Annotated in this window: 27 protein-coding genes and 2 tRNA genes; 10 read left to right on the plus strand and 19 right to left on the minus strand. The window is 54.4% G+C overall.

What is annotated here, in order from left to right; genetic code table 11:
* Nucleotides 1–165: 165 nt before the first annotated feature.
* Together REIFOR_RS11165 and REIFOR_RS11170 are read left to right on the plus strand one after the other, a co-directional pair.
* Nucleotides 166–624: a hypothetical protein gene (locus REIFOR_RS11165; protein ID WP_100257637.1), complete on the plus strand. Its 459-nt coding sequence runs from the start codon at nt 166–168 to the stop codon at nt 622–624.
* A gap of 172 nt (nt 625–796) precedes the next feature.
* Nucleotides 797–1,357 carry a hypothetical protein gene (locus REIFOR_RS11170; protein WP_100257638.1) on the plus strand — a complete coding sequence of 187 codons (561 nt, stop codon included), beginning with the start codon at nt 797–799 and terminating at the stop codon, nt 1,355–1,357.
* Between the two features lie 42 nt (nt 1,358–1,399).
* Here REIFOR_RS11170 and REIFOR_RS11175 read toward each other — a convergent pair whose 3' ends face one another.
* Together REIFOR_RS11175 and REIFOR_RS11180 are read right to left on the minus strand one after the other, a co-directional pair.
* Nucleotides 1,400–1,711, minus strand: a complete 312-nt coding sequence (locus REIFOR_RS11175) for a YqcC family protein (protein ID WP_100257639.1) — start codon at nt 1,709–1,711, stop codon at nt 1,400–1,402.
* 34 nt (nt 1,712–1,745) lie between these two features.
* The gene (locus tag REIFOR_RS11180; RefSeq protein ID WP_100257640.1) at nt 1,746–2,351 is read right to left on the minus strand and encodes a MarC family protein; all 606 of its coding nucleotides are present in this window, start codon (nt 2,349–2,351) and stop codon (nt 1,746–1,748) included.
* 198 nt (nt 2,352–2,549) lie between these two features.
* Between REIFOR_RS11180 and REIFOR_RS11185 the strand changes: the two genes are divergently transcribed.
* From REIFOR_RS11185 to REIFOR_RS11195, 3 genes are all read left to right on the plus strand, one after another.
* Nucleotides 2,550–3,371 (plus strand): sterol desaturase family protein, encoded by an 822-nt coding sequence (locus REIFOR_RS11185; protein WP_227003665.1) that lies wholly within the window; start codon nt 2,550–2,552, stop codon nt 3,369–3,371.
* 112 nt (nt 3,372–3,483) lie between these two features.
* Nucleotides 3,484–4,512: a DUF3549 family protein gene (locus REIFOR_RS11190; RefSeq protein WP_100257641.1), complete on the plus strand. Its 1,029-nt coding sequence runs from the start codon at nt 3,484–3,486 to the stop codon at nt 4,510–4,512.
* Complete coding sequence (locus REIFOR_RS11195) at nt 4,499–4,879, plus strand: YchJ family protein (RefSeq protein ID WP_100257642.1); 381 nt, start codon at nt 4,499–4,501, stop codon at nt 4,877–4,879. The genes REIFOR_RS11190 and REIFOR_RS11195 overlap by 14 nt, the downstream gene beginning before the upstream one ends.
* Before the next feature lie 32 nt (nt 4,880–4,911).
* On the opposite strand, the gene REIFOR_RS11200 is transcribed toward REIFOR_RS11195, so the two are convergent.
* The 7 genes from REIFOR_RS11200 to REIFOR_RS11230 form a co-directional block, all read right to left on the minus strand.
* Nucleotides 4,912–5,628 carry an SDR family NAD(P)-dependent oxidoreductase gene (locus tag REIFOR_RS11200; protein WP_100257643.1) on the minus strand — a complete coding sequence of 239 codons (717 nt, stop codon included), beginning with the start codon at nt 5,626–5,628 and terminating at the stop codon, nt 4,912–4,914.
* Between the two features lie 249 nt (nt 5,629–5,877).
* Nucleotides 5,878–6,465, minus strand: a complete 588-nt coding sequence (locus tag REIFOR_RS11205; RefSeq protein WP_100258763.1) for a cytochrome c3 family protein — start codon at nt 6,463–6,465, stop codon at nt 5,878–5,880.
* 25 nt (nt 6,466–6,490) lie between these two features.
* Nucleotides 6,491–6,943, minus strand: coding sequence for a nitrate reductase cytochrome c-type subunit (locus tag REIFOR_RS11210; protein WP_100257644.1), 453 nt, complete (start codon nt 6,941–6,943; stop codon nt 6,491–6,493).
* A gap of 9 nt (nt 6,944–6,952) precedes the next feature.
* A complete protein-coding gene (napA, locus tag REIFOR_RS11215; protein ID WP_100257645.1) occupies nt 6,953–9,448 on the minus strand; it encodes a nitrate reductase catalytic subunit NapA in 2,496 nt (831 codons plus the stop codon).
* Complete coding sequence (locus REIFOR_RS11220; RefSeq protein ID WP_100257646.1) at nt 9,445–9,807, minus strand: chaperone NapD; 363 nt, start codon at nt 9,805–9,807, stop codon at nt 9,445–9,447. Before REIFOR_RS11220 ends, napA begins: the two co-directional genes overlap by 4 nt.
* 12 nt (nt 9,808–9,819) lie before the next feature.
* Entirely contained in the window at nt 9,820–10,359 is a 540-nt protein-coding gene (gene napF / locus REIFOR_RS11225; RefSeq protein WP_158524365.1) for a ferredoxin-type protein NapF, read from the minus strand.
* Nucleotides 10,360–10,361: 2 nt separating this feature from the next.
* Entirely contained in the window at nt 10,362–10,514 is a 153-nt protein-coding gene (locus tag REIFOR_RS11230; RefSeq protein ID WP_100257648.1) for a periplasmic nitrate reductase, NapE protein, read from the minus strand.
* A gap of 208 nt (nt 10,515–10,722) precedes the next feature.
* Here REIFOR_RS11230 and REIFOR_RS11235 point away from each other — a divergent pair, with 208 nt between their 5' ends.
* Genes REIFOR_RS11235 through moeA form a run of 3 tightly spaced genes read left to right on the plus strand, consistent with a single transcriptional unit; the run spans nt 10,723 to nt 14,327 of the window.
* Nucleotides 10,723–12,450, plus strand: a complete 1,728-nt coding sequence (locus REIFOR_RS11235) for a type IV pili methyl-accepting chemotaxis transducer N-terminal domain-containing protein (protein WP_100257649.1) — start codon at nt 10,723–10,725, stop codon at nt 12,448–12,450.
* Nucleotides 12,447–13,088, plus strand: coding sequence for a two-component system response regulator NarL (narL, locus tag REIFOR_RS11240; RefSeq protein WP_100257650.1), 642 nt, complete (start codon nt 12,447–12,449; stop codon nt 13,086–13,088). Before REIFOR_RS11235 ends, narL begins: the two co-directional genes overlap by 4 nt.
* Nucleotides 13,089–13,097: 9 nt before the next feature.
* Entirely contained in the window at nt 13,098–14,327 is a 1,230-nt protein-coding gene (moeA, locus tag REIFOR_RS11245) for a molybdopterin molybdotransferase MoeA (RefSeq protein ID WP_100257651.1), read from the plus strand.
* Between the two features lie 161 nt (nt 14,328–14,488).
* Here moeA and gap read toward each other — a convergent pair whose 3' ends face one another.
* The 6 genes from gap to REIFOR_RS11275 all read right to left on the minus strand — a co-directional run bounded on the left by gap (nt 14,489) and on the right by REIFOR_RS11275 (nt 20,896).
* Nucleotides 14,489–15,484 (minus strand): type I glyceraldehyde-3-phosphate dehydrogenase, encoded by a 996-nt coding sequence (gap, locus tag REIFOR_RS11250; protein WP_100257652.1) that lies wholly within the window; start codon nt 15,482–15,484, stop codon nt 14,489–14,491.
* 302 nt (nt 15,485–15,786) lie between these two features.
* Nucleotides 15,787–16,398 carry a carbonic anhydrase gene (locus REIFOR_RS11255; protein ID WP_100257653.1) on the minus strand — a complete coding sequence of 204 codons (612 nt, stop codon included), beginning with the start codon at nt 16,396–16,398 and terminating at the stop codon, nt 15,787–15,789.
* 161 nt (nt 16,399–16,559) lie between these two features.
* Nucleotides 16,560–18,044 carry a bifunctional 2-methylcitrate dehydratase/aconitate hydratase gene (locus REIFOR_RS11260; protein WP_100257654.1) on the minus strand — a complete coding sequence of 495 codons (1,485 nt, stop codon included), beginning with the start codon at nt 18,042–18,044 and terminating at the stop codon, nt 16,560–16,562.
* Between the two features lie 22 nt (nt 18,045–18,066).
* A complete protein-coding gene (gene prpC, locus REIFOR_RS11265; RefSeq protein ID WP_100257655.1) occupies nt 18,067–19,197 on the minus strand; it encodes a bifunctional 2-methylcitrate synthase/citrate synthase in 1,131 nt (376 codons plus the stop codon).
* 101 nt (nt 19,198–19,298) lie between these two features.
* The gene (gene prpB, locus REIFOR_RS11270) at nt 19,299–20,171 is read right to left on the minus strand and encodes a methylisocitrate lyase (protein WP_100257656.1); all 873 of its coding nucleotides are present in this window, start codon (nt 20,169–20,171) and stop codon (nt 19,299–19,301) included.
* An 86-nt stretch (nt 20,172–20,257) separates the two neighbouring features.
* Nucleotides 20,258–20,896, minus strand: coding sequence for a GntR family transcriptional regulator (locus REIFOR_RS11275; RefSeq protein WP_100258764.1), 639 nt, complete (start codon nt 20,894–20,896; stop codon nt 20,258–20,260).
* Nucleotides 20,897–21,202: 306 nt separating this feature from the next.
* Here REIFOR_RS11275 and REIFOR_RS11280 point away from each other — a divergent pair, with 306 nt between their 5' ends.
* The gene (locus REIFOR_RS11280) at nt 21,203–21,517 is read left to right on the plus strand and encodes a ComEA family DNA-binding protein (protein WP_100257657.1); all 315 of its coding nucleotides are present in this window, start codon (nt 21,203–21,205) and stop codon (nt 21,515–21,517) included.
* Between the two features lie 353 nt (nt 21,518–21,870).
* On the opposite strand, the gene REIFOR_RS11285 is transcribed toward REIFOR_RS11280, so the two are convergent.
* From REIFOR_RS11285 to REIFOR_RS11295, 3 genes are all read right to left on the minus strand, one after another.
* Nucleotides 21,871–21,947 (minus strand) — tRNA-Pro (locus REIFOR_RS11285).
* A 36-nt stretch (nt 21,948–21,983) separates the two neighbouring features.
* Nucleotides 21,984–22,073: transfer RNA gene (locus REIFOR_RS11290), tRNA-Ser, on the minus strand.
* A gap of 150 nt (nt 22,074–22,223) precedes the next feature.
* Entirely contained in the window at nt 22,224–22,805 is a 582-nt protein-coding gene (locus tag REIFOR_RS11295; RefSeq protein ID WP_100257658.1) for a nitroreductase family protein, read from the minus strand.
* Nucleotides 22,806–22,906: 101 nt separating this feature from the next.
* On the opposite strand from REIFOR_RS11295, the gene REIFOR_RS11300 reads away from it, so the two are divergent.
* A complete protein-coding gene (locus REIFOR_RS11300; RefSeq protein ID WP_100257659.1) occupies nt 22,907–24,349 on the plus strand; it encodes an adenylate/guanylate cyclase domain-containing protein in 1,443 nt (480 codons plus the stop codon).
* Nucleotide 24,350: 1 nt separating this feature from the next.
* Here the strand turns inward: REIFOR_RS11300 and queF are convergent, their stop codons facing one another.
* Nucleotides 24,351–25,172: an NADPH-dependent 7-cyano-7-deazaguanine reductase QueF gene (queF, locus tag REIFOR_RS11305; RefSeq protein WP_100257660.1), complete on the minus strand. Its 822-nt coding sequence runs from the start codon at nt 25,170–25,172 to the stop codon at nt 24,351–24,353.
* Nucleotides 25,173–25,174 lie beyond the last annotated feature (2 nt).

Here is a 25,174-nt window from a genome sequence, read left to right on the forward strand (position 1 = left end):
CCTATCTAAACAATCAACCTTGATCCGCCAACCTTCTTTACAGCGGCCTGACATGGCGCGAAAATTCGCCCTGCCGGTTAGATGGCGTTTTCAACCGGTACAACAGTTTGTGATTATAAAAAAATCACATTATCTAAATATTCATTTTGGTACTGGAGTTATCATATGAACCTTTCTCTAATTAAACCCCTAACCCTAACGGCATTGGCCCTGGTTTTTTCCGGCACAGCCATCGCCTCCGACCAGTCAACCTATACCGCCTGGTCATGGCAACGCGGTAACACGGTCAACATCCCAGAAGCTCGGGTCGCTCAGCTTTGTGGCGATATAGACGGCTGTGAAGTTCGCATTGCCATGTACAACTGGGACGGCTCCGGCCGCACCGCGTCGCGCAGCTCACTATTTTACTACAACACCCGCAACCGCGCCTGGCGAGCTGAGGCCGGCGATCGGGCCGGCACCAGCAACAACAACCAAACCGAACACGTGATGAACGCCTGGTCCTGCTACTTCACCGATGGCAACTATTCACAGTGGTACAACCATGGCGATCTGGACGGGAACTTTGCGGTACTGTCTTGGAACCAATACAACGCGACTTGTCGCGTCACCCTGGTCGATTAGCCTAAGGCTTTAGCGTGCTAGCAAGCGGTTAAAAAATCGAACGCAAGGGTTAATCAACTGGATTGCGATGTAGTTGGCCAGAGCGAGGGCAGCGCAATCCGGTTTAACTTAGTCAGCAAGTAAGACAGTCAGCAAACAAGACGATTGGCAAACTAGGAGGGCCGGCAAGCAGATGAAATTAAGGTTAACTTTTTTGGCGCTACTCGGTGCCGGCGCCATGCTGCTCCTGACACTAATTTGGCTTGGGCCGGGAAGCGCTGCGCCCAATCTCGAGGCACCGCTGGTTGAAAGAGCTGGCCCCCTAAAACGGATCAGTGCTTGGCAGGCGGCGTCAGACTCGGCACCGACCGCAGTGCCAGATACGCCCGTTATTGCCGACTCGCCAGGGCTCGACGTGGCCGACCGTCAAACCTGGACCATGGTGCCGGATGACAGCCACGATTGGGCACCGGACGGCGGATATAGCCCACACGAGCCAACGCCCGAGAACGCCGACATGCTCGCCTGGGGGGAGCGGGCCGAAGAGGTTAATTTGCCCACGACCCTCTGCTGGGGCGGGAGTTGCGCCGACGAACGACATCTAGATGTGCAGCCAGACCCGGTAACGGCGGAACAGATCGATCAGGGCTGGTTGAATGTTGAGGCGCTCCCGCCCCTGTTCGAGGTCACGGACGAAAGCGGTCCGTCTGTGATCACCGGTCGCTCGGGGCTGCCCGAGCCTGAGCGCGACTAAGTACCCTAGGCCTGGCTTAGACTGCCGACAAGCGCATTGAGGTTAGGCCAGCGCCCGATCCAGATCGCGCACCAACGCAATCAGCGTGGTGACCTTAGCACCCTCAGCCTTTAGTGCCTCCTCCGCATAGGGTGCCACCTGCGCACCCATCGGCATGGGCCGGCCGGCATCGATAAGCGCGCGCAAGCGGGCGAGATAAATCCATTGTAACCATTCTAAAAAGTCCATGCTGTTGATACAGAATGGGTCGGTACTCATCATCGCCTCGGCTGAGGGGGCCATACTCTGCCACCGGCCGTCGCGCATCATAAGCGCCTGTATCTCATCTAATATTACACTAATCGATTTGGACATCTTTCCCCCTGACTCTGCGCTAGCGGTACAAAACCTAATTTAAAAAATTGTCGATACCGGTAAAGATAATTTCCGCCGCCATGGCCGCGAGAATAAGACCGCTCAGCTTGGAGAGTATATTCAGCCCGGTGCGACCGAGCAGTTTTTCGATGCTACCGGAGATGAACAACATGCCAGCCACTGCGAACAAGGCCGTTACCATGCCCAGTAGACCGACCAGGCTTTCCGTCATGGATGGTAACTCGGCACCCAACACCAAAATGGTACCGATGGTCGCGGGACCGACGATGATCGGAATGGCCAAGGGCACAACGGACACATCATCGCGTTCCTCGTTCGGCAAACCCTTGGCATGTGATCGGGTGCCGTGATTCACCAAACTGACCGCGGTTAAGAACAGCAAGGCGCCCGATCCGATCCGGAAGGAGTCCAGCGTGATGCCAATAAGCTCGAATAGGGGCGTGCCGACGAAGAACAGTACCGTTCCGATACCGCCAGCGACCAGGGTCGCACGGATCGCGATATGGCGTTTGGCGGCCTGACTTTCGCCATGGGTCAAGACCAAAAACATCGACACCACAAAAAAGGGAGCAAAGAGAAACAGGAACTTAATCGCAATGGAGATATAAAGATTAAACATACAACCTCGACCGGGCCAGTAATGAGAGGGGCGGCAATATATAGGGTTAATTGGCCGCAGGACAGTGCTTGTTTGGTTATTTCATTTGTTACGTCACTCTAGCACAGCTCGGCGTGCGATCGATTCAAAAGTTGGGGCTGTTCAAGCGCTGCAACTGGGTATATTATATAAAACTAATATATAGCGGAGTACAGGCCCATGTTGGTCGAACAAGCAATGCTCTTTCGCCTCTCAGCCTTTGTGCTAATCCTCTTTTTGATGCTCAGCTGGGAAAGCTGGCGTCCGGCGCAGAGCGGCTATGGCCGCGGCCAGGCTCGCTGGCGCAATAATCTGGCGCTGGCCCCGATCAACATTGGCGCAGCCGCCCTGCTGGGTCCCTTGACGGCCGTCAACGCGGCGAGCTGGGCCCAAGCCGAGAACTGGGGCCTGCTGCCTCGACTGATCGACAATCCATACGTGCTGATAGGGCTGGCCATTGTGTTATTGGATCTGGCGATCTATGCGCAACATCGCTTGGCCCATCGCTTACCCTGGTTTTGGCGCTCACATCGGGTCCACCATGCCGATCCGGGCTTCGATGTGACCACCGCGGTCCGCTTTCACCCGCTGGAAATCCTAGTCTCAATCCTGATCAAGACCGTGGTTATTGTCCTGCTCGGGGCACCGGTGGTGGCGGTTATCCTGTTCGAAATATTGCTCAATGGCATGGCCATGTTTAACCATGCCAATGTCAATCTCTCGGCTCGGGCGGAAAAGACCGTGCGCAGCCTCTGGGTGACCCCGGCCATGCACCGCATTCATCATTCCCTGCGCGCCCGGGAACATCACTCTAATTTCGGTTTTAGTCTGTCCGTCTGGGATCGCCTGTTTAAGACCTATACAGCGAGTGCGCACGCAACACCGATCCAAATCGGTCTACGCGCTTATCCGAGCCTGGCACAGACTAGTCGCCTCTGGTCGATGCTCGGTTTACCCTTCCAATCAAAGTCCAGAGCGCAGCGCTCGGGGCCGTCCTCGTAAGGACGGTGGCATTAACGCAGATTGCCTATTTGCTTGAGTTCGAGCGGTTAGGGTCGACTCCCGCATAGCGCTCGCTATAATGACGATTTGAATATGACAGGACACCTGCGCCATGAACGTACCCAGCCTGTCCGGCTTCTTAGCCCTGAGCGACGCAAAGTATCGCTTGTTTGACCTCGGCACCCAACTGCGACCCTTGCCCGACGACAGCCTCGCGAGTCTGGACCAGGGTCTGCCCTACCCCTATCCCTATCTGGGTTACGGCTGGCTGGTGATCTTTAGTTGGCACCCCCAGGTGAGCGAACAAAATAGCCTCTGGTTTCTCAAATTGCCACTCGATGAGCAGGGCATTGTCTCCGCCGCCGCGCATGGCGAACTGGTCAACCGCCTGTATCGCTCGTTGCAAACCGATGACGCGCAAGAACGACAACGCCTGCTCACGGACCATCTGTTTCACTTTAAACCCGATACCGACAAGATGGCCGCCCTGCACGCGACGGCCACCGCCCTATTGGGTCTGCCCGCCAGTCAATATCTGCCCACGGCGGAGGAATTTTTGCTCTCAAACAAGGGCTCAATCGACTGGCAGTCGATTGGCTTGCAGGGCATCGCTGACTTTGTCGTCCGAGCGAGCGAGGCAGACCTGGGCCAGCTGGCCGGTCGGCTAACGCCATTGGCTGAGGCACCCTTTATCGCCTTGACCGGACAATTGGAGCATCGCAACCTGAGCACATCCCTGGTGTCGGCGCTGATAGCCAAGGCCCAATTGGACCCAAATCAGATCGCCATCGAAAATGCCTGTCTCAGGGCCTGCTCTCAGTCGACCGACGCCCAGCTTTGTCAGGCGCTGATCGACCGTCGGTTGTCCGCTCCGGACGTGAGTCTGGAGTTTCTCTTGATCGTGCTGAGTCGCTACAGCACCCTGCTACAGGACACTGACCGAGCGTTGTTAATCATGGATCAACTGGCCCAGCTGGCCGATGCCGACGGTTTTCACCGCCTGGTCACCCACCTGGTGATGCAACCGGGTCTGGCGCAGTTGATGCGTACCCTACTCGGCCACCCGCGCCTGACCCCAGCCTTGGCTAATGCGATCGCCCTGCTGTTGCAGACCCAGCGGAGTCGCCATGTCCAACACTGAGGCCTGTCCCTGCGGCCTGGAGGCGAGCTATCTCAGTTGTTGCGGTCGCTTTATTGACCTGGGCGCACCCCCTCAGAGCGCCGAACTGCTGATGCGCAGCCGATACAGTGCCTTTGTCCGCGCCAATCGGGCCTATCTGTTAAAGAGTTGGCACCCCGATACTCGCCCGGACCTAGACCAGGCCGAACTGGACCGAGGTGAGTGGCTCAAATTAGAAATTTTGACCGTCAAACCCGGACTGAAAAAATCGATTGTTGAGTTTAAGGCCTACTATCTCGAGGCGGGGATGCAACGCTGTTTGCATGAAACCTCCTTGTTCAAAAAGGTTAAGCAGCGCTGGCATTATGTTGAGGCATTGGCCGAGTAAGTGGCGTGGTTCAATGGTTCGCGCCAATCGGCCTAGTAGCCAGACACATCGAGTACCTCGGTATGGCTCACCGGTTCAGCCAAACGCCGATAGATATTCTGCGCCACGGTTTCAGGCGCCGCTAACTGGCCATTCTGGTGCAATTGGATAAAACTCTGTACCTGACTGAATTGCGCCACACTGGCTTCGCGCAAGGTGGCTTGCATCTGCGTCGCCATAACACCCGGGTCCAATATTGCGCACTCGATCGGCAGAGGCTGCAAACTCTGCTCCGCGGCCATAACCCGTAAGAAATGATTCACCCCGGCCTTACTGGCGCAGTACAGGCCCCAACCGTCGATGGCGCTGTGCGCCGCCCCAGAAGAAACAAAGGCAGCCACTTTTCGAGCCGGGTAGGCCCCAAAATGATATTGGTAACGGCCAAGGATCGAGATCGGCACGGTGAAATTGACATCCAGATGTTGCCACCACTGTTTGGGCTCACTTAAGGCTAGGGGACCAATGGGGCCGATCGTCGCGGCATTAATGATCAGCTGAACCTCATCCCAGCGCTCGCGCGCCAGGTCGGCCAGCATCCGATCGACGGTATCGATAGCCGCTTCACGGCGTGACATATCGAGCTCAAGGTGTTCGTCTCCGCTGCCGGAACGAGACAATTCCAGCACGGTAAAACCCTGCTGCTGATAAAGCGCTAACAGGGATTTACCCAGGCCGCGTGACCCGCCAATTAAAATACAAACCTTTGCCATGCCGTGTCGCTCCACTTTATTGCCTCACATTACTGAGCCCAAAAATCACCCTATTCCCCGCCCAATGCAGCCTTGGCGCCGGACAACACTATAGTACTGCAGATGAAAGTCTAGTCGAATTGGCCCCCTCTAAGGATCCCAGGCAAGGCTCCAATTGAGGGCACTGGATGCCGCATGAGGGCTCGGGAGGCTCATCAGCCGGACAGAGTCCGGATTGACCATGGGCTCATGTATCGCCCGATTGGCCGACTACTCCCAACCGGGGACGCCGCTCATATCGGGCAGGTGATGGGCAATGCCCTTGTGGCAGTCGATACAGGTCTTATCGCCGCTGGCCAAGGCTGTGCTGTGTTGGTTCGAGGCACGTTCGCTTTGGCGGGTAAAGTCCATCGCAGCGAACTCGTGACAGTTGCGGCATTCCAATGAGTCGTTGGCTTTAAAGCGCGCCCATTCATGCTCGGCCAACTCACGGCGCTTGGCCTCAAACTTCTCCCGCGTGTTAATAGTACCAAAGACCTTACCCCAGACTTCTTTAGAGGCCTGGATCTTACGCGCGATCTTGTAGGTCCATTCGTGCGGCACATGGCAATCGGAACAAGTCGCGCGGACGCCGGAACGGTTTGAGAAGTGGATGGTTTCTTGTAATTCAACATAGACATTGGTGCGCATCTCATGACAGCTGATGCAGAATGCTTCGGTATTGGCCGCTTCGAGTGCGGTATTAAAACCACCCCAGAAGATAATCCCGGCGACAAAACCGCCCAGGGTTAAAAAGCCCAAGGAATAATGGCTGGCTGGCCGTGCCAAAACCCGCCAGCTGGAAATTAATAGAGACATAAAGCGGCTCCACATATACTTCTCCTTAATGGCTGGCGCCGGCTTTGAGAAACAGTTCATCCATGCTGATAAAGTCGTTTTCAATAAGCAGCTTGACCGACTGTTGTGAGGCATGGCATTGGGTACAAAAATAGCGATTGGGCGATACATCGGCGAGAAAATTACCATCTCGATTCATAAAGTGAGTCACCGATATCATCGGTGCCTGCGAGTCGGCGACGCGCAAACGGTTATGACAGGACAGGCATTTATTCACCTTTAAATCGATCTGATAACCGGCGATCTTATGCGGTATGGTCGGTGCCGCCATCGGATAATCCCGCACCCGACGCTGGTCGTTATTTATTTCGTCGGCCATGGCCGGCGGCTGCGCAGTGTCGAGTAGCTCCGCTGAGCCGCGCAGGGTGGCGACCTGATTATCAGCCTGGGCAAGACTCAATAGGACCAGCAGACTACAGAGGGCGAATCGTTTTTTCATTGGGATCTCCTATACCTTAGCCACTTTGACAGCACATTTTTTATAGTCAGTCTGTTTGGAAATCGGATCCATGGCATCCAAGGTGCACTTATTAATCAGCTGACTGGCATCGAACCAGGGCACGAAGATCAAGCCTACGGGCGGTTTATTGCGGCCACGCGTTTCCACTCGGGTGCGGATTTCGCCCCGCCGAGACGCCACGCGAATTTCATCACCGCGCCGCAGGCCGCGACTGCGAGCGTCGTCTGGGTGCATATAGCAGAGTGCATCGGGCAGGGCGTTATACAACTCCGGCACACGCTGGGTCATCGAACCGGAGTGCCAATGCTCGAGCACGCGGCCGGTCGATAACCAGAGATCGTATTCGGCATCGGGGCTTTCTGCTGGTGGCTCATAGGGCAGCGCAAAGATAATCGCCCGGCCGTCTGACTTACCATAAAACTGCACGCCTCGACCCGGCTCAACATAGGGGTCATAGCCTTCGCGAAAACGCCATTGGGTTTCCTTGCCCGCCACCACCGGCCAACGCAGGCCGCGTTCTTCGTGGTAGCGATCGAAGGGGGCCAGGTCGTGACCGTGACCGCGCCCGAACTCGGCGTATTCTTCAAACAGGCCCTTCTGCACATAAAAACCGAAGGCGTCGGCCTCATCATTGGCGTATTTTTTGTCGACCTCATCCAGGCCAAAACGGTCAACTGTGCCATTGCGAAACAGCACATCGAACATCGACCGGTCCTTGTAGTCTGGATTCGCCGCCAGCAGCTCGGCCGGCCAAACGTCTTCCATGGTGAAGCGCTTGGCGAACTCCATAAGTTGCCATAGATCGGAGCGTGCTTCGCCCGGTGCTTGGGTCAACTGGTGCCAGAATTGGGTGCGCCGTTCGGCGTTGCCATAGGCGCCCTCCTTTTCCACCCACATGGCGGTCGGCAAAATCAAGTCTGCCGCCTCACAGGTCACGGTTGGATAAGCATCGGAGACCACGATAAAGTTTTCCGGATTACGGTAACCGGGATAGGTTTCCTCCATCATGTTGGCGGCCGCCTGCATGTTATTGTTCACCTGGACCCAGTAGCAATTGATCTTACTGTCCTTAAGATGGCGGTTTTGCAGCGCGGCGTGGGCACCCACCTTGGACGGCACAGTGCCTTCCGGCAGGCGCCATATTTTTTCGGCCCGCAGGCGGTGGGCTGGGTTAGTCACGACCAGGTCTGCGGGCAGACGATGGGCGAAGGTGCCCACTTCACGCGCCGTGCCGCAGGCCGAGGGTTGCCCGGTCAGGGAAAAGGGGCTGTTGCCCGGTGCGGATATTTTGCCGGTGAGCAGGTGCAGGTTGTAGATCATATTGTTCATCCACACTCCTCGAGTGTGCTGATTAACGCCCATGGTCCAGAGAGACATCACCTTGGTCTTCGGATCGGCATAGATGTCGGCCAAGGCGCGCAAGGCCGGTTCCGAGACGCCCGATTCCTTGGCGGCATAGGCCAGGGTATAGGGCTTAACAAACGCCGCGTAGGCTTTAAAATCGATGCTTTCAGAGTCGTTCGCCGTGGCGGCGTTTTTCGCCTGCTGCTCCAATGGGTGCTCCGGCCGCAGGCCATAGCCAATATCGTCGGTGCCCTTGCGGAAGTTAACGTGCTTGGCAACAAAGTCCTTATTGACTCTATCATTCTCAATAAGGTAATTGGCCAAGGCATTAGCGATGATCAGATCGGTTTGCGATTTGAACACCATCGGGATATCGGCCAGATCAAAACTGCGATGTTGGTAAGTCGACATCACCACCACCTTGACATGAGGATGCGAGAGCCGACGATCGGTAATGCGGGTCCACAGAATTGGATGCATTTCGGCCATATTCGAGCCCCATAAGACAAAGGCATCGGCGTGTTCGAAGTCGTCATAGCAGCCCATCGGTTCATCGATGCCGAAGGTGCGCATAAAGCCGGCCACGGCCGAGGCCATACAGTGGCGCGCATTGGGATCGAGATTATTGCTGCGGAAACCGGCTTTCATCAGCTTGACCGCCGCGTAGCCCTCCCAGACGGTCCATTGACCCGAACCGAACATGCCAATGGCCTCAGGACCCTTGGTCTTGAGTGTGGCTTTCCATTTCTCGGCCATAGCATCGAACGCCTCATCCCAAGACACTGGCGTAAATTCACCGTTCTTGTCATACACGCCATTGGTTTTGCGTAACAGCGGTTGGGTCAAGCGATCGCGGCCATAGATGATTTTGGCGAGAAAATAGCCCTTGATGCAATTAAGACCCCGGTTCACCGGTGACAGTTGATCGCCATGGGTGGCGACCACCTTGCCGGCCTTGGTACCGACCGAGACCGAACAGCCGGTGCCACAAAAACGACAGGGTGCCTTATCCCATTGGATTTGATTTTCCGCACTGCTGGTGATCAGGTTGGTGGCCTGGACGGGCATCGATAAGCCCGCAACTGAGGCGGCTACGGCCGCGGCTTGCGCCTTAATGACGTCACGGCGGGTCAGCTTCATAGGGTGCTCCTAGCGATAATCTGGGCTGGGTCGGGGTCGGCTTTACCGAGTATCAGACTCGACATTTCAATTTCCTGATTGAGGTACTCAGACGCTTCGGTATGGTGTGCCACCAGGGTCGCGCTGAGCACGCCCTCGATAGTCTGCAGCGCCTCGATTTGCTGCATCACCTGACGGGCGGTCGGCGCACCGATGACCAGTACATACTTGCCCAGTTCGTCCTGTACCACGCGTTCAACACCCGCCAGGGTGTCCATGGCCAGCTCAATCGCCAGACGATGCTCTGGCCGGCCGTGCAGGATTACGCTGACTATGTGTTCTTCATCCTTGCCGGTATTCAGGGCTACTGCGTTTCTCATCGGGGTTGCATCCTATCGGTTCGAGCCCGCTGCAGAGGTCTCCAGCGGATTAATGAACAAGCTGTTGACCGGGCAGACCGACACGCATTCGCCACAGGCCACACAGACGTCGGGGTTAAACACCGGTTGCGGTGTGGTCAGCGTGATCGGAAACTCGATAGCCTGGAGATCACAGGCATCCTTACAGGCCTGACAGGTCACGCCCTGATTGGCCAGACAGTCACCACTCACGCTGACCTGCCCCATCGGCCAGGCCGGTGCTCCGGGCTGCAAGGCCTGTGGCTGGCAGGCACTGATACAGTCGCCACATCCGGTGCACCCGGCGGCGGAGAAATTTAGCTCCGGAAAACCACCGTCGCCGCGCACGATGATCTGGCTCGGGCAGGCCCTAAGGCAGGCTTCGCAGCGGCTGCACAGGTCGATAAAGTCGGCCTCCGCCCGGGCGCCGGGCGGACGGCAGGGCACGAGCGATGCTGTCCGGCCGGGGTGCAGCAGGCGTTTAAACAGGCCGCGGCGCGCGGCATTGGTGGGCAAGTAAGCTGACGGCGCCACCCTCAATAGGTGCTCGGACCGAGTAACAGCTGCGACATCCAGATGGCCAACCCGTAACCGCCCACCAGAACAATGGTCATAAAGGGAAACAAAAACACCGTTATAAATAGGAAGGCTCGGCGCTCATGCTTTTTTTCGGTCGGTTGTTGAGCCATCGATCGCGCTCCATTGTGTTGCTGGGTCTGGGTCTGGGTCTGGGTCTGGGTCTGGGTCTGGGTCTGGGTCTGGACGGGTCTTGCTTACAGCATTAGGGTAAATCAGTTTCGGCACATAGGCGTACCTTGCTGGAGGTATAGCTGTTGTTCTATATCAAGCAAAGGACATTTCTAGTAATAACGGCTTAATTTGGCGTAAACTGTTGAAATGGTCAGATTAGCCCGTTACCCCATCGCCAGGTCGTTAAGTCTGAGTCTTTCTTTAGTGATCGTCCTGGTAAGTATCTCGTTTTTGTTGGATATCCGCCTCACCACCGGCCTGTCCGGTGACGCTGCGGCCATCAATCACGCAGGGTCGATGCGCATGCAGTCGTACCGGCTGGCCTATGCCATCGAAAAAGAGACCCCACTATCCGAACGGGAGAAGTTGATTAACGAATTTGCGTCTAATCTGAATGCGCCGACATTGGCCCGCCGGATAGCGACCGCTCAACTTGCGCTGCAGGCACAGTTTGCCCTTGTGCAACGCGATTTTCAGACCATGAAAGGGTTCGCTTTGAACGACCCGCCTGCATATCTTCGGGCAGTAGACGACTTTGTCGGTGAACTCGATCAGCTGGTTAAGCTGATAGTACTGAGGAGCGTAAGCAAGCTTAGTCTGTTACGCCGACTACAAATTATGATCTATACGATCGCCCTATTATCCGGCATCGGCTTCACGCTATTATTGTTCAAACAGGTTATTTCACCCTTCCGGCATCTTGTGACTGCAGTGGAAAAACTCGGTCAAGGCGACGATTGGGATGATCTCAATTTTCGCGGTGATGGCGAATTCGCTGAACTGTCCCAAGCCTTTAACAGGATGGCGCAGAAAGCGACCGCCACTCAGCTAACCCTGGAGTACAGAATTCACCAGCAGACCGAGGCCGTAAAGCGAAATAATAGGGCGTTAGAATTACTCTTCAATCTGAGTCAGACCCTGAATACTGAGCACCCGTCCATTGAGGTTTTTAAGAACAAGGCCGCGGCCGACTTGCAAAGTCTTTTTGGCGAGAAGTCGATCTACTGGACCACCCTCAAGGTGAACAAGGGCGCCAACAGGGTAGTTTTCACGTGTGCAACCGATGACTCACAGCTGGTCTGTATAACCTTAAGTCCGCTTGCGTCCTGGCAATACCAGACGCTGGATACGGTTACGGCTCTGTTTGATATCGCCCTCAATCGTATCGGTGCCCAAAAGAGCGAAAACAGAATCGCGCTACTCAATGAACGCTCATCCATGGCCCGAGAATTACACGATTCGCTTGCCCAGTCCCTGAGTTACCTCAAGATACAGGTTGCTCGTTGGCTAGCGTTACGCGAGCGCGGTGCCGAAATGACGAGTTTGGATGCTATCGCTATTGAGCTGCGCGATGGGCTCAGTACCACCTATCGTAAACTCAGGGAACTGTTAGTGACCTTTCGCAGTACATCCGGTGAGCTGGGGCTGGTACCCTCGATCACCGCGGCTGTTGCTGAGGTCAACCGCCTTGGCCACCGTACGAGCGTGCACCTTCATATAGATGATAATTGGCCGGAAGACCTTTCCCCTAGCCAGGAAATTCATTGCCTGCATATTGTTCGCGAAGCAATGAGCAATACCTTAAAACATGCTCAGGCCAATAATGCAGTGGTATCGTTACAGAATAGGCTGACTTTTCTGGAGATCTCCATTACCGATGATGGCGTCGGCTTTGGCGACACGCTGGCCGAAATGGGTCAGTTTGGGCTACAAATTATGACCGAACGGGCCTTACGTATCGGTGGCCGCATCGAATACCAGACTCTGCAGGCGGGTGGCGCCAGCGTACTATTATGCTTCAATGCACAACCCGACAACCAAGGGTCATTGCTTATTGAGCCCTACCCGATTGAACACGGAGAACCGCCCTTGTGACTGATGTCATTATCGTCGACGACCACCCCATGTTGCGCAAGGGGATCGCCCAGCTACTCGAGTTAGAGCCTGATCTGCAGCTTATCGCCGAGATAGGTGATGCCCGCGATGCGCTCAAGGTTATACTCCAACACGAGCCCGATTTGATCTTGCTCGATCTGAATATGCCTGGTCAAGATGGGCTCCATACGCTCAATTTACTGCGCAATGCTGGTGTCTATGCGCGCATCATCATCTTCACCGTTTCGGACGACCAGTCCGATATCCACCGAGCGATCCACAATGGGGCCGATGGCTATCTGCTCAAGGATATTGATCCCTTGGAACTGCTCGCGTCGATCAAACAGTGTGTCAAAGGTGAGCAGGTGATCAGTCCGGAAATCGCGCAGGTGGTGCACCACGCGCTAACCCAGCGTTTACCGGAGAACATGCACCCGGCGCTGAATGAACTGACAGAACGGGAACGCGAGGTGTTGCGCCTGGTCGCATCGGGTTGCAGCAATAAGGCGATCGGCCAACAATTGCTTATTGCCGAGGGCACCGTCAAGGTGCATGTAAAGCGGGTGCTGGCCAAGCTTCATCTGCGCTCGCGCGTCGAGGCGGCTATTTTTGCCCTGCACCATAACAAGGAATTTTAGGAGCTCACTATGGCCACTTGCGACCGACCGGGCTTGATGCCGCTCAACGAGGGCATCGCCAAACTCTTGGCCGCTGTATCCGGCCAGGCACGCACCGAGACCGTGGCGTTGGCTGCGGCCGCAAACCGAGTACTGGCCGAGGATGTTTTCGCCCCGGCACCGGTTCCTGGCTTCGATAACTCGGCCATGGACGGCTACGCCGTGCGGGCAGCCGATATGGCCCTGGGTAAAACCTATACCGTTCAAGGCAGGGCGCTGGCCGGTGCCGCCTTCGACCAATGGCTTCATCCCAATCAGGTCGTGCGCATAATGACCGGCGCGGCCATCCCGCGCGGAGCGGACACGGTGATCGCACAGGAAGACAGCCTACTCGACGGCGCGGCTGTCGGCTTTAGCGAACTTGCGCCCTTGGGCAGTCATGTACGCAGGGCGGGCGATGATATAGCGCAGGGCAGCCGGGTTGTCGCGGCCAAAACTCGGCTAAATGCCGTCCATCTGGCGCTCTTGGCCAGTGTCGGCTGCGCTAGCGTCACGGTTTATGGCAAAACCACCGTGGCGTTGATTTCTACCGGTGATGAACTGAAATCACCCGGGCAAGCGCTCGACTATGGCGATATCTACAACTCCAATGCACCCGCTCTAACCCGGATGCTGGCCAAGCTGGGGGTCGACATCATCGACTATGGCATTGTCCAGGATGACCCCGAGCTGTTTCGTTTGGCTTTTCAGCGCGCCGATCGGGAATGTGATTTCATCCTCACCTCGGGCGGGGTCAGTGTCGGCGAAGCCGACTACACTCGGGATATACTGGAGGAGCTGGGCCATATCGACTTCTGGCGACTAGCGATCAAACCCGGCAAACCCTTTGCCTTCGGTCGCCTGCCCAATAGTTATTTTATCGGCCTGCCCGGAAATCCGGTGTCGGCCTTGGTCACCTTTCATTTGCTCGGCAGCCAGGCGATCCGCCAACATCAGCACCTGGGTTACCAACCCATGAGCCAACTTCAGGCCATAACGACCGAGCCCATCCAGAAAGCACCGGGCCGCATGGATTTCCAGCGCGGTCATTGGCAGTCGAGCGCTGAGGGTGTCGAGGTAGCACCGACCGGTCGGGCGCAAGGTTCCCATATCCTCACCAGCCTGGCCGATGCCAACTGCTATATAGCCTTGGAGCAGGAACGCGGATCGGTCGCCGCGGGTGAGTCGGTGACCCTGTGGCTGTTTGACGAGATGTTTTAGCCCTAGACTCGGCCTATACATTAGGCATTGGGCTATGCTGAGCCGACAGCGTCATGAACGATCGATGGGTAAAAAAAAAGGCCTGAGGAGTCGGCTGTCGCCGCACTTCTCAGACCCTTATCAAGACCCTATCAGGGTCTTGTTAAGCTCTTAAACGAACCTTACTTGGCGATGTGCGCTGCCAAATCCAGTACCTTGTTTGAGTAGCCGATTTCGTTGTCATACCAAGAGACGACTTTAACGAACTTGTCGTTCAAGGCAATACCCGCGGCCGCATCGAACACAGAGGTCCGCGTCTCACCGATGAAGTCCTGTGATACCACAGCATCTTCAGTGTAACCGAGCACACCCTTGTATTCCGCACCCGCAGCACGCTTCATTTCAGCACAGATTTCTGCGTAGGTGGCAGACTTGGCCAAGTTAACGGTCAGGTCGACCACTGAAACGTTCGCCGTAGGCACGCGCAATGACATACCCGTCAGCTTGCCATTCAGTTCTGGAATAACCACACCCACGGCTTTGGCCGCACCGGTGGATGATGGAATGATATTTTGTGATGCGCCACGACCGCCGCGCCAATCTTTTGCAGATGGGCCATCGACTGTCTTTTGCGTTGCGGTTGTCGCGTGAACGGTGGTCATCAGACCACTGACCACACCCCATTTGTCGTTCAGGATTTTAGCGATAGGCGCCAAGCAATTAGTGGTACAAGAGGCGTTAGAAACGATGTCCTGACCGGCGTAAGTCTCATGGTTTACACCCATAACAAACATCGGGGTCGCGTCTTTAGAAGGACCAGTCATAACGACTTTTTTAGCGCCAGCGGTAATGTGCTTGCGCGCCGTGGCATCGTCCAGGAACAGTCCGGTCGCTTCGGCGACGACGTCTACGCCGATATCACCCCAAGCTAAGGCTTCTGGGTTGCGCTCTGCCGTAACGCGAACAGTTTTGCCATTAACGACCAGATTGCCGTCCTTCACTTCCACTGTGCCGTTAAAACGACCGTGGGTGGAGTCATACTTCAACATGTAGGCCATGTAGTCGACGTCGATCAGGTCATTGATGCCGACAACTTCAATATCATCACGCTCAACCGATGCGCGAAATACAAAACGACCAATACGACCAAAACCGTTAATACCTACTTTAATTGTCATACTATGAGGATCCCTATTTTTTTCATGAATGGTTAAGATTAAATTTGGTAGTAAAATTACAAATATAACCCGCTGAGTCAAGCCATAGGGCCGATTTTAGTGCGGCAAATCAAAATTTAATTGGATTTAAACTACATTATGGCTTCAAACGGATCTAAAATCGCGCGTATTGTAGTTTAAAAACATCCTAGGACGCACTCATTTTGTGTCTGAAGGGGTCAAATGACCGGATATTTCGCACTATTTGGGCAAAATATCCGTTATTGAGGCGAGCTAGGACGCAGAAAAGCAGTCCTGAAGGGTCAATCGAGGAAGTCGACGATACCGGTTTCGAGTGAATATTGTGCACCGATCACCTTGAGATTTCCGCTTAGAATATGTTTCTCTAAGATCGGCGACGAGCATCGAATCTGACTCACCGAGGCCCGAATATTGGCCCGTACGGCAAAACGGACCAGCGCTTCTTCGTCGTGTTTTAAATCGGTTTCAACCAGGGTTTCGATCGAGGGGCGAATTCGGGACACGATGGACATCAAATTAAAGGATGGCTGCGTCTCGGGGTTCTTTAAGGCATCCAGAGTCGCCTGTATAGCACCACATTGGGTATGCCCTAATACGACAACGAGCGGCGTGCCATAGGTTTCAACCGCGAATTCGATACTGCCAACCTGTGACGGCGCGACTATATTGCCGGCAACCCGAATAACGAACAGGTCACCCAAACCCTGATCAAACACAATCTCAGCGGGTACGCGAGAATCGGAGCACCCCAGAATGACCGCAAAGGGCATCTGCCCATCGATCAGGCTGTTACGGCGCCGTTCACTGGACAGCTCACTGTGTTCGCTGAGCTCGCCCACAAAACGTTGATTGCCGGCTTTTAACCGGGTTAATACTTCAGCGGAACTTATCATGGCGGGTACGGCTACTCTTTTGACTGTGAATATCGATAGTGCAAACGATATATTGCTCAGGCAAAAAAACAAGCCGATTTAAAGCAGAGGTTTGATGAATTTTAGGCAAAAACAACGGTGCGATTGCGCTCCGGTAGAGCGACAACCACACCCATGGGCCATTAGATTACGAAACGGTCCATAAAATTATGCACCGGCGTGGCGGACAACTGAGCCGAATCTTTACACAACGCCATTATTTGTTGACTGCGTTGCGCTGGGAAACGGGTCGCCAAATTAGCCCGGAACTTGTCTTCCAGCAATGGCATGCCCTGCTCTCGCCGACGACGATGGCCGATCGGGTATTCCACGACGACCTTCTCGGTCGAGCTGCCATCGTGAAAGAACACTTGAATCGCGTTGGCGATCGAGCGCTTGTCCGGTTCGTGGTATTCGGCTGAATAACGGGCATCTTCGGCGACCACCATCAGTTCGCGCAACCGATCGATTTCCGGATGGCTGGCGTGAAAGTCATCTTCATATTGCTCTGCGACCAGCTCGCCGGTTAACAGAGGCACTGCCACCATATATTGCAGGCAATGGTCTCGATCGGCCGAGTTGGCCAATGCGCCGACCTTGCTGATAATCCGAATCGCGGATTCGTGGGTGGTCAGCTCGATGCGGGCTATATCCTGGAGCCGATCCTTTATCTGCGGGTGCAGCGTTACGGCCGCTTCAGCAGCGGTTTGGGCATGAAACTCGGCCGGGAAGCTAATTTTGAACAGTACGTTCTCCATTACATAGCTGCCAAATTCGCGCTGAAAACTGAAGGCACGTTCGGCCTCCGGCTTGAGTTTTTGATCTTTATTGGTCTTGCTAAACAGGACATCATAAAAACCCCACTGCGGCGCCGTCAGGGCGCCTGGGATACCCATTTCACCGCGTAAGGCCATATCAACCAAACGCACAGCCCGGCTGGTTGCATCGCCGGCGGCCCAGCTCTTGCGTGAGCCGGCATTGGGCGCATGACGATAGGTACGCAAGGCTTGGCCATCGACCCAGGCGTGGGAGATAGCACTTAACATCTGCTCGCGCGTGGCACCCATCAGCTTGGCGACAACCGCGGTTGAGGCTACCTTGACCAGCAGGACGTGATCGAGCCCGACCCGGTTGAAGGAGTTATCCAAAGCCAGCACGCCTTGGATTTCATGCGCCTTGATCATGGCCTCGAGAACATCCGTCATCAACAGCGGGGCTTCGCCACGCTGCACTCGGACTTGAGATAGGTGGTCGGCGACGGCTAGGATGCCGCCTAGGTTGTCGGATGGGTGGCCCCATTCGGCCGCCAACCAGGTATCGTTATAATCGAGCCAACGCACCAAGGCGCCTATATCCCAGGCGGCTTTAACCGGATCCAGACAAAACTGGGTCCCAGGCACGCGCGCGCCATTGGGCACAACAGTACCGGCGACCATGGGCCCTAGGTGCTTGGTGCACTCGGGAAAGCGTAACGCCAAGAGGCCGCACCCGAGCGTATCCATCAGACAAAAGCGCGCCGTCTCCCAGGCGGTTTCACTGACGATTTCGTAATCTAGGACGTAATCGGCGATTTTCTGAATCACCTCATCATATTCAGGCCGTTCATTCGTTTCTACATTCGCACTCATGTTGATCCTTTTGGGTAGATGACTACCGGTTGCGCGTTGATAGGGGGCTATAGGTTCTCGGTTCTGCGCCTATATATTCAGCGCCCGGGCGGATAATACGATTATTGCTGCGCTGCTCTTTGACGTGGGCTGTCCAGCCGGACACGCGCGACATCACAAAGATTGGCGTAAAGAGTTCGGTGGGAATGCCCAGCAGATGATAGGCCGAGGCATGATAAAAATCGGCATTAGCAAAGAGCTTTTTTTCTCGCCACATAACCGCTTCACAACGTTCGGAAATATCGAAGAGCTTCATATCATTTTTGGCTTCACCGATTTTACGCGACCATTCTTTGATGATCGCATTGCGCGGATCATTGGTACGGTAGACCGCATGACCGAAGCCCATGATCTTTTCTTTCGCCGCCAACATGCTGAGCAAGCCGGCCTCAGCTGCATCAGGCGTATCGAAGCTCTGAATCAAGGCCATGGCGGCCTCATTGGCGCCACCGTGCAACGGTCCGCGTAAGGTGCCGATAGCGCCGGTCACCGCACTGTAAATGTCGGTTAGGGTGCTAGCGGCGACGCGTGCGGAAAAGGTTGAGGCATTAAACTCATGCTCCGCATAGAGGATCAACGAGGCATGCATCACGGCAATCTCGGTTTCTGACGGTTCGCGCTGATTTAGCAGGGTTAAAAAATGCGCGCCGACCGAATCCGCATTTGAACCCGTATCGATACGAGTACCAAAATGCGAGAAGTGATACCAGTAACAGCAGATGGCCGGGAATTGGGCCAACATTCGAATGGCGTGTTGATCTTGGTCGGCAAAGCTGAGTTCCGGCGCGAGCACACCCATAGCCGAACAGCCGGTGCGCATCACATCCATTGGGTTAGCATCTTTGGGAATACGTTCCAATATTTCGCACAGCAACGGTGACAGGGCGCGATTTTCGGACAAGCTCTGCTTAAAGGCTGCCAATTCAGTCTGGGACGGTAACTCACCCCTCTGCAAGAGAAAGGCGACCTCCTCGAAACTGGCGTTAGCCGCTAAGTCGGCAATATCGTAACCGCAATAGGTCAGACCGCTGCCAGAGAGGCCCACCGTACACAAGCTCGTGGCGCCCGCTACCTGGCCATGTAAACCTCGGCTGTCGTTGGATTTTTGCACCATGTCAGTCGCTCCTGTTGTAGTTATGAGTTCAGTTGTTATAGGTCAATTGTTATGGGTCAATTGTGATGAGTTCAGTCGTTATAAGTTCAGTAACGGCGCCCTTATTTACCGTCGGTAAACAGGGCGTCGAGTTTGGCTTCAAACTGGTGATAATTGAGCACGTCATAAAGGTCGGCACGAGTCTGCATTGAGTCGACGACTGCCTTTTGATCACCTTGGCTGAGAATAGACTGGTACACATCAATGGCGGCGGCACTCATGGCACGAAAGGCCGACAAGGGATACAGAACCATGCCACAGCCTGCTGCGGCCAGTTCGGCTTGATTATAGAGTGGGGTTTGACCGAACTCGGTAATATTGGCCAATATCGGCACCGATAAGGCGTTGGCGAAGGCCTGGTAGTCTTCTAGGCTGTGCACGGCTTCGGCGAAAATACCGTCGGCACCGGCCTCAACACAGGCGGCGGCTCGATCGAGGGCTGCGGACAGGCCCTCTTGAGCAAAGGCATCGGTGCGCGCCATAATAAAAAAATTATTGTCGGTGCGGGCATCGACACAGGCCTTGATACGATCGACCATTTCAGTCTTGGATACGATGGCCTTATTCGGGCGATGCCCACAGCGCTTCTGTAAGACCTGATCTTCAATATGGATAGCCGCCACGCCGGCCCGCTCCATTTCCTTGATGGTTCGACCGATATTAAAGGCCCCACCCCAACCGGTATCGATATCAACCAGCAAGGGCAAATCGGTCGCACCCGTGATACGGCGAGCGTCCTCGGCGACATCGTTGAGCGAGGTCATACCCAGGTCGGGGAGACCGAAGGATGCATTGGCCACTCCCGCCCCCGAAAGGTAGAGCGCTTGATGACCCGATCGGGCCGCCAACATCGCACAATAAGCGTTTACGGCTCCGACGATGGCCAGCGGTGCGTTATTTTCTAATGCGGTTCGAAAGGCGAATCCTGCACTCATGTCGTTCTCCTAGTTAACGGGGGCACTGATTATTCTTGTAGTGGAAATTCTAATTGTCGATGCTCGAACAGACATTGTTCTAATAACTATTGTTCTAATAACAGCCGTGCGGCTGATATATGCCGTTTCATCAGCATACTGGCCAGCTCGCCGTCGCGGTTCTGCAGCGCCTCTAAGATCCGTTTATGATCTTCCAGAGCCTGGGTCGGACGACCCCGATTATGGGCGGATTGAAAGCGATACATGCGCACTCGGTGGTACAACTCATCACACAGTAAACGAATCAACCAACGATTCTGAGAACCTTGGATAATCATAAAATGAAAATCCAGGTCGGCTTCCTGCTCGATGTAGAGTTGCCCGTCGTGGTCCGATAAGTATTGGGCATGTTGTTCGATGAGACGGGCCAAGGCATCCAATTGCGTCTGGGACATCCGCGTCGCGGCCAGCTCGCAGGCCAGGCCCTCCAAATTTTCCCGCAACTGATAAATTTCGATCACCTCGGTCACATCGAGGCCTACCACCTGGGCTCCCACGTGCGGCACCTTGGTGACTAGCTTGCGACTTTCCAGGCGATTCAGCGCCTCACGCAGAGGCCCCCGTCCGATGCCCATTTCCTTGGCCAATTCAATTTCACGCAATCGACTGCCGGGCAGAATCTGCCCAGTCACGATCGCCTGGAGTAATTCGTTAAAGGTTCTGTCGGTCTGTGTAGATGCTTTCATTTCCATTATTGTTAACAATTACCATAATTTTCAAGTAAATTACCGCACTTTAGCTCATAAAACAATCTAATTGTTAACAACCTAGCTAGGCAAGCGAATACTCGTCCTTATGTAAGATAGATAACGGTATAAATCCCAACTGGAGCAAATCGTCTAGCGCCTCTAACCTTGAGGCAGGCTCTGATAATACTTTTCGGAAAGAGGTTAACAACCGTAAAGGCCTGCGATAGCGTCGCGCAGGCAATGTTTGTTACCGATGTCGACTTGCAAGGACGAAGTACCCTCCCTAACGAATGGAAAAACGACATGAAAATATTAATGAGTCTAATCACCTTGGTCGCCCTACTCCTACCTTCCCTTGCACTGGCGGAGGTTTCAACCCCTGATCCGGTCAGCGACAAGGGCACTGAAACGGTTCTGCTATATGTCAATATCAATACCGACAGTGCCGAAAAAATGGCTGACCTGCTCACTGGCATCGGCTTAACCAAAGCGCAGGCTATCATCGACTTTCGCGACGCCAATGGGCCTTTCCTAGCCATTGAAGATCTATTACTGGTGCCCGGAATTGGTGCCGCCACTCTGGACAAAAATCGTCTGGCATTGCGTGTGGCAAACTGACCAAAAGACAAAAACCCTAAGCGATCAAGATATTATTCTCAGGGGCACTCGCGCACAGGTGTTCGCAGAGGGATTCGGACTGGTCCGCATTCGGCCACGACCCTGGGGTCTGGCGGTTCGCGTCGAGCAGGTGACATAGTACTGAGATCTTGAATGGGTCGGAGCAGAGGGATTCGGACTGGTCCGCATTCGGCCACGACCCTGGGGTCTGGCGGTTCGCGTCGAGCAGGTGGAATAGTACTGAGATCTTGAATGGGTCGGAGCAGAGGGATTCGGACTGGACCGCATTCGGCCACGACCCTGGGGTCTGGCGGTTCGCGTCGAGCAGGTGGAATAGTACTGAGATCTTGAATTGGTCGGAGCAGAGGGATTCGAACCCCCGACCCTCTGGTCCCAAACCAGATGCGCTACCAAGCTGCGCTATGCTCCGACTTCAAGATAGATACCTTTGCAGATACCAATACTATGGCGGTGAGTGAGAGATTCGAACTCTCGAAACGATTCCTCGTTTACACGCTTTCCAGGCGTGCTCCTTAAGCCACTCGGACAACTCACCTAACAAACTGAACAGGGTATAGACAGTTCATGCCGTGCCAGCGATGCTAAAAAGTAAACATCACTAAAACGGTGCCGAACTTTAGCTAAAATAAACCCGGATGGCAAGGATTGTTTAAAGAAAACAATGGCTTAGCACTAAGGATCTAGGCTACAGCGGGCTGAATTGGCTAACAAAGTCATCCTGCGACAGCTCCGGAACGCTTTTATCCGCTGTTGTTGCGGTTCCCACATACAGATAACCGACCAATTGATCATCTGCCCCAAGACCCAATGCACGATGAACCGCTGGTGTATAACAGCTTTCGCCGGTGCGCCAAACCGAGCCAAAACCCAAGGCGCGCAGCGCCAAGGACAGACCATAAACAGCGCAGCCGGTCGCTAGCAACTGCTCACTCGCCGGAACCTTCGGATGCTCGGTTAGGTGGGCATAACAAAGGATCACCAAGGGTGCCCGCAACGGACCGTTGACAAGCTTATCGACCTGAGCATCGGTCAATTCCGGCTGCGCTAACAGCATCGCCTGGGCCAGCACAGCGCCCAAGGCTTGGCGTTGGTCACCCTGGGCCTCAACGAAGCGCCAGGGTCGCAATCGGCCATGATCCGGTGCTCGGAATGCGGCCTGATAACAGCTGGCCATCTGATCACTGTTCGGTGCCGGGGCTGTTAAACGTGGATGTGAAACTCGTTGTTGGAGCCCGGTTAAAAAATCAGTATTTTCTATAAAAGTCATCGTTCGGCCCATGATCTTGGCGTTATTTTAAGGTACATTAGAACTGGTGTTTATCAGAGTGCGTGGTGTGCGCATTATGACACTTTCAGGTGAATCTAACTATGATCACGCGACCGTCCGTCAATTCCGCCGCAACCACTGGTCTCGACCAGAACACCACCCAGGAATTGGAGCTATTTGACGACTTTACTATCCTGCCCATTTCGGCTGAATTCAATTCACGTTCCATTGTCTATTTAACCTTGGGCGGAACCCTGCTCAGTACCTTAGGCTATGGTTCTATTTCACAATTTTTTGTGCTGATAGTGGGTTTTTGTTTAGCCTATCCAACCCTGATCCGTTACCTGAGCCTACCCCTGAGACGGCGCTATCCAAAACAAATCGGCTATCTGTTGATCTTGTTTGATGCCCTGTTCATTGGCATCATTCTAGTGGCTATGGGCTTGCCCGTTATGCCGTCCATTTTTATCCTGATTATGGCCAATGCCAGCTTTATCGCCATCGGCCAGGCCTTGGCCTACCTGCTGTGTTTGATGTCGCTTGGCGCTGGGGCCGGGGGTATGTATCTTCTGCTGCCCGACTTTGAGCTCACCGAACCTGTGTTAGTAACCAGCCTAATCGCGGCCTTGGGCACCGGCCTATATGTTGCTACTACTGCTTTCTATACTAATCAGTCAGCACGTCGACTCAAGGCGGCACGATTGGAAATGTATAAGCAAAATGAACGCTATCGGACCCTATCGCGCAAGGTCTCCAAATACCTGTCGCCGCAGGTCTGGGCCAATATCTTTAGTGGCAAGCAGGACGTGAAGTTGGAGACCCAGCGCAAACAGCTGGTAATATTTTTCTCGGACATCAAGGGCTTCAGTGAATTGTCGGAACAGATGGAGGCTGAAGCCCTCACCGACCTGATCAATACCTATCTAACCGCGATGAGCCGCATCGTTATGAAATACGGTGGTACCATCGATAAGTTTATCGGCGACGCCATCATGGTATTTTTTGGCGATCCGGACACCAAGGGTGTCAAACGCGATGCCGAAGCCTGCGTGGCCATGGCCATTGAAATGCGTAAGCAGATGAAAATCCTGCGCCAGCGTTGGAAAGCCCAGGGCATTCAACATCCGCTGGAAATCCGTATGGGCATTAATACCGGCTATTGTACGGTCGGTAACTTTGGGGCGGAGACTCGCATGGACTACACGCTGCTGGGCAAGGAAGTGAACTTGGCGTCACGTCTGGAATCGGCAGCCGAGCCGAGCGAAATCCTAATTTCCTATGAAACCTTTTCCCTAGTACAGGATCGTATTCTCTGCACGGCAAAGGGGCAGATTAAGGCCAAAGGTTTCAGTCGCCCTATTCCCGTTTACCAAGTGGTCGACTTTCGCAGGGACTTAGGCGCACGGCGATCATTTACCGAGTTGGACCTCGATGGTTTTTCGGTGTCGGTGGATATGGAGAAAATTAAAAATTACGAAAAAGAAAAGATTATCGATGCCTTAGAAAAAATAAAGAAGTCCCTGATCGGCCGGGACCTCAACTAGTCTACTGGCGAATATGGCGAATGTTGTTGACCACCGCGCTCGGATCATCACTGCGAAATGGGTTGATATCCAGACCACCGCGACGGATATAACGGGCATAGACGGTCAATTTGTCGCACTGGCAGGCCGACTTCAAATCGACAAAAATTCGCTCCACACACTGCTCATGAAATTCATTGTGCTGTCGAAAAGAAATCAAATAGCGCAGTAAAGTTGCTCGATCGATCTGCGGCCCGGTGTAGTCAATATAGACACTGCCCCAATCGGGCTGTCCGGTGACCAGGCAATTGGACTTCAGCAGGTGTGACACTAGCTGTTCGCTGACCACCGTGTCGCTGACCACCAAACCGCCCGGGCTCGGTTGATAATTCTCGATTTCGATATCCAGGTCATCAATACATTCGGCCGAGTCGGACTGAAACACCAGGCTACTCGGCTCGGCGTTGAGGGCAATAACCTTGACCTGCACCGGACTGTTCGCCGCCGACGAAAGGTCTTGAACGAGCCGCTGTTGCACCTGCTCGTCATCGTCAAACCGAGTTTGGTTGAAGCTGTTCAAATACAGTTTTAACGACTTCGATTCGACGATATTCGGTGACCCGGCTGGCACGCTAAATTCGGCTAGCGCAACCCGCGGCTTGCCGCGTGCATTGAGCCATGACAACTCATAGGCATTCCAAATATCAACGCCGGAAAAAGGTAGATCCGTCGTGAGGCCGAGCTCCAAGCGCTTGTCGAGTCGCGGTATCGGGAACAACAAGGAGGCATCGTATTGGTCAGCATAAGCACTGCTTTTACCCAATGGTGAGTATTCTGGTTTCATTC

This window comes from Reinekea forsetii (genome assembly GCF_002795845.1).
Lineage (GTDB): Bacteria > Pseudomonadota > Gammaproteobacteria > Pseudomonadales > Natronospirillaceae > Reinekea > Reinekea forsetii.